The 12878-nt window shown below is 44.3% G+C and carries 9 protein-coding genes and 8 tRNA genes; 10 read left to right on the top strand and 7 right to left on the bottom strand.

Annotated features, from left to right (window positions below):
- Positions 1-80: 80 nt before the first annotated feature.
- On the top strand, positions 81-1046 hold the full coding sequence (locus BSR11_RS15635) for an acetyltransferase (RefSeq protein ID WP_072671270.1): 966 nt from the start codon (positions 81-83) through the stop codon (positions 1044-1046).
- A gap of 18 nt (positions 1047-1064) precedes the next feature.
- Here the strand turns inward: BSR11_RS15635 and BSR11_RS15630 are convergent, their stop codons facing one another.
- The 6 genes from BSR11_RS15630 to rsgA all read right to left on the bottom strand — a co-directional run bounded on the left by BSR11_RS15630 (position 1065) and on the right by rsgA (position 9097).
- Complete coding sequence (locus tag BSR11_RS15630; RefSeq protein ID WP_072671269.1) at positions 1065-2189, bottom strand: murein hydrolase activator EnvC family protein; 1125 nt, start codon at positions 2187-2189, stop codon at positions 1065-1067.
- A 132-nt stretch (positions 2190-2321) separates the two neighbouring features.
- Complete coding sequence (locus tag BSR11_RS15625) at positions 2322-3548, bottom strand: DEAD/DEAH box helicase (RefSeq protein ID WP_072671268.1); 1227 nt, start codon at positions 3546-3548, stop codon at positions 2322-2324.
- 182 nt (positions 3549-3730) lie between these two features.
- Positions 3731-5263: a 2,3-bisphosphoglycerate-independent phosphoglycerate mutase gene (gene gpmM, locus BSR11_RS15620; protein WP_072671267.1), complete on the bottom strand. Its 1533-nt coding sequence runs from the start codon at positions 5261-5263 to the stop codon at positions 3731-3733.
- A gap of 192 nt (positions 5264-5455) precedes the next feature.
- Entirely contained in the window at positions 5456-6871 is a 1416-nt protein-coding gene (locus BSR11_RS15615; RefSeq protein WP_072671266.1) for an SLC13 family permease, read from the bottom strand.
- 208 nt (positions 6872-7079) lie between these two features.
- Positions 7080-7937: an archaetidylserine decarboxylase gene (asd, locus tag BSR11_RS15610; RefSeq protein WP_072671265.1), complete on the bottom strand. Its 858-nt coding sequence runs from the start codon at positions 7935-7937 to the stop codon at positions 7080-7082.
- A gap of 95 nt (positions 7938-8032) precedes the next feature.
- The gene (rsgA, locus tag BSR11_RS15605) at positions 8033-9097 is read right to left on the bottom strand and encodes a small ribosomal subunit biogenesis GTPase RsgA (RefSeq protein ID WP_072671264.1); all 1065 of its coding nucleotides are present in this window, start codon (positions 9095-9097) and stop codon (positions 8033-8035) included.
- 140 nt (positions 9098-9237) lie between these two features.
- Here rsgA and orn point away from each other — a divergent pair, with 140 nt between their 5' ends.
- The 9 genes from orn (at position 9238) to BSR11_RS15560 (ending at position 11082) form a co-directional block, all read left to right on the top strand.
- Positions 9238-9783, top strand: coding sequence for an oligoribonuclease (gene orn, locus BSR11_RS15600; RefSeq protein WP_072671263.1), 546 nt, complete (start codon positions 9238-9240; stop codon positions 9781-9783).
- 214 nt (positions 9784-9997) lie between these two features.
- A tRNA-Gly gene (locus BSR11_RS15595) sits at positions 9998-10073 on the top strand.
- A 78-nt stretch (positions 10074-10151) separates the two neighbouring features.
- Positions 10152-10228: transfer RNA gene (locus tag BSR11_RS15590), tRNA-Met, on the top strand.
- Positions 10229-10262: 34 nt separating this feature from the next.
- Positions 10263-10338, top strand: a tRNA-Gly gene (locus BSR11_RS15585).
- A 40-nt stretch (positions 10339-10378) separates the two neighbouring features.
- Positions 10379-10455: transfer RNA gene (locus tag BSR11_RS15580), tRNA-Met, on the top strand.
- A gap of 34 nt (positions 10456-10489) precedes the next feature.
- A tRNA-Gly gene (locus BSR11_RS15575) sits at positions 10490-10565 on the top strand.
- Positions 10566-10606: 41 nt separating this feature from the next.
- Positions 10607-10683, top strand: a tRNA-Met gene (locus tag BSR11_RS15570).
- 34 nt (positions 10684-10717) lie between these two features.
- Positions 10718-10793 (top strand) — tRNA-Gly (locus tag BSR11_RS15565).
- A 212-nt stretch (positions 10794-11005) separates the two neighbouring features.
- A tRNA-Met gene (locus BSR11_RS15560) sits at positions 11006-11082 on the top strand.
- Between the two features lie 564 nt (positions 11083-11646).
- Here the strand turns inward: BSR11_RS15560 and queG are convergent.
- Positions 11647-12759, bottom strand: coding sequence for a tRNA epoxyqueuosine(34) reductase QueG (gene queG / locus BSR11_RS15555; RefSeq protein WP_072671262.1), 1113 nt, complete (start codon positions 12757-12759; stop codon positions 11647-11649).
- Positions 12760-12878: the final 119 nt, after the last annotated feature.

Raw genomic sequence — 12878 nt, 5'->3', positions numbered from 1 at the left:
TATAACGTTTTTATCTTACCCATTATTGTTCGATTTAGATAAAGTGTGCTTATGTCCGATGGATCCTCGTGTAAATAACCATGCACTATGATGTTTTTAATGGTGATGCTGATGGCATCATCGCGCTATTACAACTGCGTTTAGCCGAGCCTATCGAAAGTCAGCTAGTGACTGGTGTGAAGCGAGATATACAGTTACTCAGAAAACTAACGGTTAATCCCGGTGACTCTGTGGTCGTGCTCGATATCTCGATGGCAAAGAATACGCTTGATTTACAGCGCCTTCTCAACGAAGGGGCAAGAGTGTTTTATGCGGATCATCATCAGTCCGGTGATGTTCCTTACCACGCTAATTTAACCACTCACATTGATTTAAACGCCAATATTTGTACAGGTTTGATCATTGATCGATTACTGGCGGGCCGTTTTCATCATTGGGCGATTGCCGCTGCTTATGGTGATAATTTGATCGCGACCGCCAATCAGCTTGCGTCACAAGCTGGACTAACGACGTCTCAAACGAACCAGTTGCAATCAATCGGAACTTTACTCAATTACAACGGCTATGGGCAAAGGTTACAAGATCTGCATTTCCATCCCGCAGAACTGCTGCGAAGTTTATTGCATTATCCTTGCCCTTTTATGCTCATCGACGATCAGCTTTCTCCCTACTATCGCCTCAAGCAAGCCTATCAACAAGATATAGCGCAGGTGCAAGATCTGAAGGCATATTATCAAAGTCAGGTTTTGCGAGTGTTTATTTTACCCGATCAACCGGCCTCACATCGCGTCAGTGGAGTATTAGGAAATCTACTGGCTAATCAGCAACCGAATCACGCCCACTTGGTGCTCACTGAAGCCGACAGTGAAAGCTATACTGTGTCGTTGCGTGCTCCTTTAGCGAATAAACAAGGCGCAGGCGCTATTTGTGCTCAGTTTGTTACTGGTGGTGGGCGAGAAGCGGCGGGAGGCATAAATCGTCTAGTTAAGTCGCAATTAAATCAACTGATTGAGATGGTTGATATTTATTATCGATCTTCATTATAGTTGACACGCATGATTGGTTTAGCGAGTCAGCCATTGGCGTGGGTTTTCTGCCCGGCTATTACGACGAATTTCAAAGTACAACGCGGGACGAGATTGTCCTCCTGTATCACCGGCTAAGGCCAGTGTGTCCCCGGCGACGACCTTATCGCCCTCTTTTTTCATGAGTGATTGGTTATAACCGTACAAGGTCATATCACCTTTACCGTGATCGAGTAAAATTACTAATCCATAACCACGTAAGTATTCAGCAAACACAACGGTTCCTGGATAGACTGCTTTGACAGCTTGGCCATAATTGGCGCTGATCACCATGCCTTTCCAATCGACTTGACCGGTTTGTTTCTCTCCAAACTGATGTAACACGTTACCTTGCAGTGGCCAAGGTAGCTTACCCCGTTGCTGAGTCAGCCCATCCATCGGTACCGCATTACGTTTGGCTGCTTTGGCGATTTCTGCTTTTAAGCGAGTTTCATTGCGTTGCAGTTCGGCAAGATAAACTTGATCACCCGAGATACTTTGCTGAATGGTATTGACGGTCTTACGTCGTTCTGCCTGAGTACTAGCTAACTTATCGCGTTTATCCGTTTGCTGCTGTAATAAGACGGCAATTTGATCGCGCTCGCGTTGCAGTTGTCTTTCACTTTCGTTGAGCGCTTGATGAGTCGTTTGTAAACTGCGTAAGGTTTCCGTACGCGCTTTGGCCAAATGTTGATAATACTGACTAATTCTGTCTTGCTCGACGCCACTTTTGAGGAGATCGCCGCTGGCCAGTGCTCGTTGAGTCACATAGTAAGTCTGTAACAGTTGGGTGAGCTTTTCGGTCTGTTGCTGGCGCTGCTGTTCTAATTCAAGTCGGTTTTTTTGAATGTTGGCGAGATTGTCATTAGCGGTCATTAAATCGCGCTGGGTATTTTTAATTTGATTTTCTAGCTGAGAAATAGACAGCTCTTGCTGTCTGAGCGAACGCTGTAATTGATCCAGCTCTTTTTGTCGTTGACTTAGTGATTGCTGCTGACGAGAGATTTCGTTTTTGACACCAGACAGCTCTTGTGGCGAAGCGGCGTGAGCCGCACCCGATGAAATGGTGATCGCTAAGTATATCGAGAATAATCGTACAGCAAGTTTTAAAATAGACAACGTCATGTTTGAGCAATCATTACCATTAAAATTGTTGAATGCTCAGTATACTCAAAGTCACCTATCAGGCGAGCAGCATAATGTAAACTTTGTGCGGTTTTTTGTCATACTGCTCATTTGTTGTTAACGAACGCTGGTTTAGCGCGATGATTTTGATTGAAACTGTTTAACACTGCGTTTTTGAGCACTCCGTCGATTGGCTTGCTTATCTCGTGGTTGACGTTTTGGCGCAGCAGTAGCGGGTTGATCAGTAACGGGAAAATCGGCCAACGTCTGCAACACAAGGGGGCGTTGAGTGAGCTGGCGAATCGCATCGAGAGTGACACTTTCATTATGGCAGACTAAAGATATCGCAAGGCCGGCTTTACCTGCCCGTGCGGTTCGTCCAACACGGTGAATATACACTGCCGGACTTGGCGGTAAATCAAAGTTGATAACGACAGGAAGTTGCTCAATATGAATGCCTCTTGCCAATACATCGGTTGCGATTAATACCTCAATTTTCTGTTGTTTAAATTGAGCTAAGATTTGTTCACGTTCCGTTTGAACTTTATTGCCATGGAGTGCAGCAACACGAATCCCCGCTTTAAGCAGCTTTTTAGCTAGTGCCTCTGCATTGTCTCGAGCGCTAATAAAGACCAAGGCTTGAGGCCAATGATGTTGTTTGAGTAACCCAATCAAGACTTGAGCCTTACTGCCTTTATTGACTAAGTACAGTTGCTCATCAATCTCGGGCACCGTTTGATTAGGTAGGCTAGCACTAATTTTTATTGGCTCTTTTAATGGTTGCAGAGCTTTCTCTTCAAGGTCTGGCAATAAGGTAGCAGAGAATAGCAGAGTCTGTTTTTGAGTCGGTAAATGGTTAATGATCCGCTGTACATCGGGCCAAAATCCCATCTCTAATAGTCGATCGGCCTCATCCAGTACCAGATATTGTAGCGATGATAGGTTGATGATCTGTTGCTCAATAAGATCCAATAATCGTCCAGGCGTAGCAACGATGATCTGGGGGTTTTGTATCAATCGTTCTTGTTGTGATTGTTGGTCTACACCTCCACAAAGTGCGCAGACATCAATGTTCATCGGTGTTGCCACCAAGCTAAGTTGTTGACTGACTTGGCTTGCCAGTTCACGAGTAGGGACGATGATCAATGTTTGAATGTAGGCTGTTGTTGGGAGTGTTTTCTGTAATAACGGTAAGCCATAAGCGAAGGTTTTACCGCTGCCCGTTTGAGCGAGAGCGAGCAGATCACGACCAGACAAAATAACAGGAATCGCCAACTGTTGGATTGTGGTCGGAGTCTGTAACTCAGCGGGTAGGGCACCAAGTAGAGAAGAATCCAAGTTAAGCTCAGAAAAGGTCATAAATACATCATGGATGAGAGAAGCGGTAGTTTGAGTCTAAAGCTATTCATCGTTGGCGACAACTCACGATGATAGTGATGCTAAGTAAGAAATTGTTAGGTAAAAGTCATCGATAAAAAATCCCCTTAAATGGTGAATTTAAGGGGATCAATGCGTTAAAAATTGTATATTAGGAATAAGCGTTATGAATAAAGCACTTTACCTGACATATCAGCAGGAATTTCCATGTCAGTTAGCGCCAACATGGTTGGTGCGAGATCCGACAGTTTACCTCCCTCTTTAAGAGTAATTGACTTATTACCGACATAAATCAGTGGGACGGGTAAGCTGGTATGTGCGGTATGTACGCCACCGGTTTCTGGGTTAATCATCATTTCAGCGTTACCGTGGTCTGCAGTAATGAGCAACTGACCATCGACTTCTTTAATTGCTTCAACTACTCGGCCAATACATTCATCGACCGCTTCACAAGCTTTAACCGCCGCTTCATAAACACCAGTATGACCGACCATATCACCATTTGGATAGTTACAAACGATCGCATCGTATTTACCGGATTTGATTGCCGCAACCAGTTTATCCGTGAGTTCTTTAGAGCTCATTTCTGGCTGCAGATCGTAAGTCGCGACTTTTGGAGAGGCGACTAGCTGGCGCTCTTCACCAGGAAACTCGTTTTCTGCGCCACCGTTAAAGAAGAAAGTCACGTGGGCGTATTTCTCAGTTTCGGAAATGCGCAGTTGGGTTTTACCGGCTTTAGATAGCCATTCGCCATAGGTATTATCCAGTGACGCTGGTGGAAAAGCTGTTGCTAGTGGAATGTCTGCCGCGTATTGCGTTAGCATTACGAAGTTGACTTTAGGGAATACTTGACGAGTGAAGCCATCAAAATCGGCGACAAAGGTACGAGTAATTTCACGAGCACGGTCAGCACGATAGTTCAAAAATAGTACCGCATCACCGTCTTGCATAGCTGCTGATTCTTGATCTGCACTGCGGATTTCTGTTGCTTTTACGAACTCATCGTTTTCTTCACGTGCGTAAGCCGCGGTAAGACCAGCGACGGCAGAGTCGTAAGTGAACTCTGCTTTTGCTTGAGTAAGCAGATCGTAAGCCTTCTCAACGCGATCCCAGTTATTATCACGGTCCATAGCATAATAACGACCAATCAGAGAAGCGATACGTCCTTTACCGAGCTTGCTAAAGAGGTCTTGGAAGCGTGCCAGTGAACCTTCTGCACTGCGTGGCGGAGTATCGCGTCCATCAAGGAAGCAGTGGAGATAAATCTTTTCAGCACCACGAGCAGCTGCCAGTTCCACGGCGGCATAGATATGATCTTCGTGAGAGTGAACACCGCCTGGCGACATCAATCCCATGAGATGAACCGCTTTACCTTCAGCAACCGCTTTATCAATCGCATTGACAATCGCTTCGTTGTGTTGGAATTCTCCATCAGCAATTGATTTTGTGATTCGAGTTAAGTCTTGATAAACGATACGACCAGCGCCGATATTGGTATGACCAACCTCAGAGTTTCCCATTTGACCATCAGGTAAGCCAACATCCATGCCTGAGGCAGAAATAAGCGTATGAGGATTATTTGCCATTAATCCATCAAGTACAGGTGTGTGCGCATTGTTGATCGCATTGCTGGCGTTATCTTCACGGTAGCCCCAACCGTCAAGGATCACTAGAGCCATTGGCTTCTTAGCAGACATAATTATAACCTCGTCAAATTCATGGTAATGAGAAATAAAAAACTAGCGTAATTTTACTACACTTTTTCCTCTTTGCAGTAGGTTAAGATCAATGATTCTCCCTATCAATAAGAAGAATGTTGTCTATGGATCAACATTGGTTACCTTCGTTGTTTTACTACTGCCATCGGTTGACGTTACGCTCCCATTGCATCAATTTAATGCCCAAGTGGCGATGTATACAATACATAATCCGACCAATCCAAGAATTAGTCCGGTTTTGGCCATATCTTTACTTTCAATCAGGCCTGTTGAATAAGCCAATGAGTTGGGTGGCGTCGAGACGGGAAGAATCATGCCCAAGGATGCCGAGAACGCGACGACCACTAATAACCCTTGTAGACCGCCTACTTCAGTTAAACTAGACATAGACACACCAATGGCTGCTGCAATTGGCATTAACAAGTTCGCTGTTGCTGTATTAGACATGAAGTTTGCCATCAACCAGCAGACCACTGAAAGTGAAATGACGATAAACATCGGAGATAAGCTTTCATAATCAATGGCATGAGCCAAAGCAACCGCAAGGCCGGTATGCTCTAGTCCAATACCGATCGCAATGCCACCTGCAACTAACCAAAGGACATCCCAGTTTATTTGTTTAAGCTCTTCTTTGCCCATGATCCCTGTTAGCGTAAATACGGCCAGTGGAATAATTGAGACAACATAAGTATTCATGCCATGTAGAGTGGTACTCATCCACAGTAAAATCGTTGTGGCAAAAGTGATATACACAACGATGGCTCGCCAAGATCGTTGGAAGGTTCCTTGTAATTTTAACGTCATTTGTTGCTGAGATGAGGGAAATAGATATTGCAATAAAAACCAAGCAATCGTTAATTGAACGATGACAAAGGGTAAGCCCATCATCATCCAAGAAAGAAAATCAATGCTATTTTCTCCCGTTAAATATTGTAGCGCTATCGCATTCGGAGGCGTTCCTATTGGTGTTGCTATCCCCCCAGTATTAGCAGCTATGGGAATGGATAACACTAAGGCTTTAATGCCCAGCTCACCTTTTGGAGCTGAGGCGACAATGGGACCAAGCAGAGCTAACATCATCACTGTCGTCGCCGTGTTCGACATAAACATTGAGAATACCGAGGTGATGAGCATCAGTCCAAGCATAATAAATTTGGGCTGATGACCAAAAGGACGTAGTAATACACGTGCTAAGTTGTTATCCAGTTGGTATTTCGACGCTGCGATCGCTAAGGCGAATCCCCCCATAAACAGAATGATGATCGGTGAAGAAAAGGCGCCAAGAATGTCGGTGTAAGGAATTAAATATCCCACTTCATGTTGTTCAATCGGAGAGCGGAACCAATGTAACCCTTTGTCTGAAATCATAATTAATAATAGAGCAATGATCAGAATCGAAGTAGCAAAAACAGGGACCGGTTCTAAAACCCAGAGTAGGGCGGCAAGTAAAAAAATGGCCAATAAGCGATGCTGAACGAGCGTTAATTCATCAATAGGAATGATGTCGATGGGGAGTAAGAGTACGCCGACAGGAATAAAAAAACAGATCGCTAGCCGAGTCAGTAACCCGGTCGATAACGTTGACATAAGAGCGTCCTTTGCAAAAATATCCGAATGTTATCTAGGGTAAAGCATTGCTATGAAAAGATCGTAATGGCGAGTGAAAAATTGTTAGCTTAGACACAGTTCGTCAGTAGAAAGATCAAGCTCACCGTCAGCATAAGCTCCACTCTTATTGTGCAAGAATGGAGCTCAGACTTATTGTAAAGCGTTTGGGAAAGGGGACGGGACTTGATTAGGCTTTATGGGCGTAGGCAGATCCGAGTAACGTTGGCGTATTTAATTGCATGCTACTATCGAAGCGAATCTGTTGTTTCGCAAATAAATTAATAACGGTTGATCCTAACTTAAATCGACCCATTTCTTGGCCTTTTTTCAAATGGATAGCATTAACACCTTCGGCTGGGTAATCCCAACGATACACCGTATTACCGCGCGGCGGAGTCATGGTTCCTGCCCATACCATCTCGATACTGCCAACAATGGTTGCACCGACCAGTACTTGAGCCAGTGGGCCAAACTCGGTATCAAAAATACAGACAACGCGTTCGTTACGGGCAAACAAATTGGGGACATTTTCTGCTGTTAGCGGATTAACAGAAAACAGATCGCCGGGCACGTAGATCATTTGTTTCAATGTACCGTCACATGGCATATGTACTCGATGGTAATCTCGTGGTGATAGGTAGAGAGTGGCAAACTCACCATCACGAAACTCTTCAGCCAGTTTAGCATCACCGCCAAGTAGAGCTTGAGCGGAGTAATGATGACCTTTTGCTTGAATTAATTGTCCGTCAGTTATTGGACCAAATTGACTAACGCAGGCATCTGCTGGGTGAACTAATGTCGTTTCGTCTTCTACTACCGGGCGCAGGCCTGGTTTTAACTCACGGACAAAAAATTCATTAAATGTCGCAAAGTGCTTCGGATCGGAATGTAACGCTTCACTCATGTTGACATTATATTGTTTAATAAACCAGCGAATGATGGCGGTGGTTAGACTGCCTGCCTTCGCTGACGCGAGTTTACCGACTAAACGGGTTAAAGCATGTTGTGGCAGCCAATATTGCAGCCTAACTTTAAATTTATCCATCGTATGTTATTTCCAATCTATCATCTTTGTTTTGGCGCGAAATGGTACTGAAAAATGATCAGCGTGTCATCAGACTCTGTTCACTCGTTGACATTCTATTGTTGGTCGGCTTTTTTATTACGAGAATACTGTCGATTGGCTTTATTTTCCGACATGCTCTCAATAATACGGTGATAGTTATCAAAGCGTTGTGCACTGATTTTACCGCTTTCGACGGCTTCTCTTAGCAAACAACCTGGGTCATCACCATGTTTACAGTCACGAAATTTACATCCACCTAAATAGGGACGAAATTCTATATAGGCTTTGGTCACTTCCTCTGCGGCTAAGTGCCATAAACCAAACTCACGAATACCCGGAGAGTCAATCAAATCACCACCCGATGGGATGTGATATAAGCGAGCTGCGGTAGTCGTATGCTGTCCAAGCCCTGAGTTCTCAGAGATTTTACCTTCTTCGGCAATAATACCGAGTTGAGGCATCAAGGCATTGACTAAGCTTGATTTACCTACACCGGATTGACCGACAAAAATATTAATTTTATGACTTAATTTGCTCTCCAATAATGCTATATTTTCGCTACTTTCTTTACTGACAAAAATAACGTCATAGCCAATATCTTGGTAAGCCGCCAGTTGTTGTTGATAATCTGTCCGCTGCGCCTCACTGAGCAAATCAACTTTATTGAGAACGATGACCGGAGCTATCGATAGAGTTTCTGCAGCAATCAAATAACGATCAATGATATTTAGCGATAACTCAGGTAAGACAGAAGAGACAATGATCATTTGTTCAACATTAGCGGCGACGGGTTTTAGACCGTCATAATAATCTGGGCGAGTCAGAACCGAACTGCGAGGTTCTACGGCTTCGACTACGCCTGAAATTCCAGCTAGCGTTTCTACGCCGGGGCGCCAAATTACCTGATCTCCGCACACTAAACTCTCGATCCCTCGACGTAAATTACATCGATGAATGATCTTGGTGTCGGGATCTTCAATATCCGCATGTTGACCAAATCGTGTGATCACTAGACCAGACTTAGCATTTTCCAGCATCGATTCGTCCCATTGTACGGACTCTTCTTGTTTTAACTTGCGGTGCTGATTATTTCTAACTCGGCGCACTTGACCTTTAGTGAGTTTTTTTTTCTTTGTCACAGTTTTTCACTTTAAGTTTTTTAACTTAGTACGGTGCCCCACTCAATTTATCACTGCGCGCTGCACGGCGGTATCTTGGTGAGGGGAATTTAGGTTATAGTACCTTTTTTATTGGCAAACCCCTATAGGCACTTAATTATATGTCTTTTAGTGATCAAAACTTGATTTGGATTGATCTGGAGATGACCGGGTTAGACCCTGATGTCCATAAGATCATCGAAATTGCAACTATTGTTACCGATAGTCAACTCAATATATTGGCAGAAGGCCCTGTATTAGCTATCCATCAATCGGATACTGAGTTACAGAAAATGGATGAGTGGTGCACTCGTACGCACACTAATAGCGGTTTGGTCGAACGGGTTCGTCATAGTGCAATCAATGAAGCTCAAGCAATAGAACAGACGATTGATTTCCTAAAACACTGGGTGCCTTCTGGTGCCTCACCGATTTGTGGTAATAGTGTTGGTCAGGACCGACGTTTTCTTTATCGACATATGCCAGATCTAGAAGTGTATTTCCATTATCGTTGTATTGATGTGAGTACGATTAAAGAACTTACTCGCCGTTGGCAGCCAGACATTGCTGCCGGATTCAGTAAACAAGGAACTCATCTTGCCTTAGACGATATTCGCGAATCCATCGCAGAACTGAAATTTTATCGATCTCACGTTTTTAAAATCTGAAAATCGTCGCTGTCGAAGGAAGAATGAAGCTATGGTTGCCTTATCTCCCTAAATCGAGTGGCTGCAGTTTAATCTAGATTTGTGTGTTTTTTGATTAAGTGGTTTTTTTTATCGCCATACGAAAAGAAATATGATTTTTTTTACTTTAACTACTTGCATCACAAAAAAATGCACTTATAATTCGCAGCCCTGAACAGCGCAAAACGTTGTTGATGCGACACTAGCTCAGTTGGTAGAGCGCAACCTTGCCAAGGTTGAGGTCACGAGTTCGAACCTCGTGTGTCGCTCCAGATTAGTTTTTATTGCTGATAGCGATAAAACGGTAAAGTTACAAAGCTTACATCGTGCTTAACGATGAGCAATACGGACGCGGGGTGGAGCAGCCTGGTAGCTCGTCGGGCTCATAACCCGAAGGTCGTCGGTTCAAATCCGGCCCCCGCAACCAAATAAATAGCCTTTATCGTGCTTAACGATGACATGCGACACTAGCTCAGTTGGTAGAGCGCAACCTTGCCAAGGTTGAGGTCACGAGTTCGAACCTCGTGTGTCGCTCCAGTTTCAAGCCTACATCGTGCTTAACGATGAGCAATACGGACGCGGGGTGGAGCAGCCTGGTAGCTCGTCGGGCTCATAACCCGAAGGTCGTCGGTTCAAATCCGGCCCCCGCAACCAAATAAGTAGCTTTTATCGTGCTTAACGATGACATGCGACACTAGCTCAGTTGGTAGAGCGCAACCTTGCCAAGGTTGAGGTCACGAGTTCGAACCTCGTGTGTCGCTCCAGATTTAAAGCTGACATCGTGCTTAACGATGAGCAATACAGACGCGGGGTGGAGCAGCCTGGTAGCTCGTCGGGCTCATAACCCGAAGGTCGTCGGTTCAAATCCGGCCCCCGCAACCAAATAAATAGCTTTTATCGTGCTTAACGATGACATGCGACACTAGCTCAGTTGGTAGAGCGCAACCTTGCCAAGGTTGAGGTCACGAGTTCGAACCTCGTGTGTCGCTCCAATTTCAAGCTTTCGTTGCGCTTAGCAATGAGATGCGACATTCGCTCAGTTGATAGAGCGCAACCTTGCCAAGGTTGAGGTCACGCTTTTTTGTTTAAAGAGAGTGAACCTCGTGTGTCGATTCAGATTCAAGCTTTCATTGCGTTTAGCAGTGACAGGCGGCAGTCACTCAGTTTCAAAGCTTACATCGTGCTTAACGATGAGCAATACGGACGCGGGGTGGAGCAGCCTGGTAGCTCGTCGGGCTCATAACCCGAAGGTCGTCGGTTCAAATCCGGCCCCCGCAACCAATTTAAAAACAAAAAACTGCGCCATGGCGTGGTTTTTTCTGTCTATTCTTAAAAATTGACAATATCTCAACGCTCTTTATCATGCTGTGAAGCATAACCCATCAAGATAATCGTCTTATTTTCTGCCAAGAAAATGTTGGCCAGAAATCGCATTAGAAATATGACCGAAAGTAGAGTCTACCGCTGCTGTAATCAGGCCTTATTTTATCTGTACACAGAGTTATCCACATTTTTATTTTGTGGATAACTTGGTGTGTAACGTGTTTTTAGCTTGAGCTCAGGGAGTTATAAAAACGATCTTTTGGCTATTGGTTAGGCGTATTATAGCTAAGTATTCTCTGTTAAGTTGATGATTTTAATTGTAATTATTGTGCTCTCCCTGTCCATTTAGAACGTTGTGAACGATCATTAACTGTATTTTCATTGATCCTTGTCATTTTCTGCTAATGTGATTAACTTTTTTGAAGTTTAGCAAACGCTGTCTTATTTAATATTTTTTCCACACCTAAGAATTTGCGAAGTGCGTCAAAGAATGTACATCAATAGGGTTGTGCCATTTCATGCTCACGCATCTCTCGGTAAGCCTTTTTCAATAATTCGAATCAACCTTTGCTGTTTATTAGTAACGCTGGCTAACTGCTCCCGCTGCTGCGTTAATGCCCATGCGATATGTTCATCTAACAGCTCACTTTCCCCTATTTTTTGCTCCAAAGTATCGATGATCCTTTGTGAGTAAGGTGCATTACCCATCGCAATAATTAAGTTACGTTGCCATTGTTGGTGACCAATACGACGAATGGCAGAACCTTGCATATGGTGTAAAAAGGTTTTCTCATCCCATGAAAACAAAGTAACAAGATCGGCATTATTTAACACGGCTCGTCGATGGAAGTCCTCTTCTTGGGTGAGATCAGCAAAACGATTCCAAGGGCAGACGAGTTGGCAGTCGTCACAGCCATAGATACGATTACCTATTGCTGTTCGAAATTCTTCAGGGATCACGCCAGAATATTCAATGGTTAAATAAGAAATACAGCGTCGAGCATCGACGACTCCTTCTGCCACGATAGCGCCAGTTGGGCATGAGGTTATACATGCGCGACACTGTCCACATTGATTCGCTGAAGGTGTATCGACTGGCAGAGGAATATCAACAAGCAATTCCCCTAAAAAGAACCATGACCCTGCCTCTTTATCGAGAATTAAAGAATGTTTTCCCGTCCAGCCCAGCCCCGCTTTTTGTGCCAGAGGTCTTTCTAAAATAGGTGCAGAATCAACAAAGGGGCGATAACCCAATTGGCCGACTTCTTGCTCGATTTTATCGGCTAATTTTTTAAGTTGATTACGAACCAGTTTATGATAATCACGTCCAAGTGCATAACGACTGATATAAGCTTGGGTCGGATCCGATAAATTTGCAGCAAATTGCGCTTGTGGTGGAAGGTAGTTGATGCGGACACTGATCACTCTAAGTGTGCCGGGTAACAGTTCTGCTGGACGGGCACGTAACATGCCATGGCGAGCCATCCACTCCATCTCACCATGATATCCGGCATCTAACCATGCTTGTAAGGCGGCTTCATGTTGACTTAAATCGACGTCGCAGATCCCTGCTTTATCAAAGCCGAGTTCTTTCGCCCATTGTTTGATTTGTTCGGCTAGTGAATGGAGATCCATTATCAGTATTGGTCATCGTTATTGGGCGGCGGATCTTAACGGATCTCGTCCTATTGATCCAGCCAGTGAGAGGCTAGCGATAATGATATTCGATTTAATATAAAGATTTTTCTGTTTAC

Origin of the sequence: Vibrio injensis, assembly GCF_001895205.1 — a bacterium.
Taxonomy (GTDB): Bacteria; Pseudomonadota; Gammaproteobacteria; order Enterobacterales; family Vibrionaceae; genus Vibrio; species Vibrio injensis.
This window is presented reverse-complemented; position numbering and strand designations above follow the sequence as displayed.

Coding starts and splice junctions, on each gene's coding strand:
- queG (WP_072671262.1), bottom strand. CDS start 12,759: ATGGATCTCCATTCACTAGCCGAACAAATCAAACAATGGGCGAAAGAA.
- BSR11_RS15630 (WP_072671269.1), bottom strand. CDS start 2,189: ATGACGTTGTCTATTTTAAAACTTGCTGTACGATTATTCTCGATATAC.
- asd (WP_072671265.1), bottom strand. CDS start 7,937: ATGGATAAATTTAAAGTTAGGCTGCAATATTGGCTGCCACAACATGCT.
- BSR11_RS15615 (WP_072671266.1), bottom strand. CDS start 6,871: ATGTCAACGTTATCGACCGGGTTACTGACTCGGCTAGCGATCTGTTTT.
- orn (WP_072671263.1), top strand. CDS start 9,238: ATGTCTTTTAGTGATCAAAACTTGATTTGGATTGATCTGGAGATGACC.
- gpmM (WP_072671267.1), bottom strand. CDS start 5,263: ATGTCTGCTAAGAAGCCAATGGCTCTAGTGATCCTTGACGGTTGGGGC.
- BSR11_RS15625 (WP_072671268.1), bottom strand. CDS start 3,548: ATGACCTTTTCTGAGCTTAACTTGGATTCTTCTCTACTTGGTGCCCTA.
- BSR11_RS15635 (WP_072671270.1), top strand. CDS start 81: ATGCACTATGATGTTTTTAATGGTGATGCTGATGGCATCATCGCGCTA.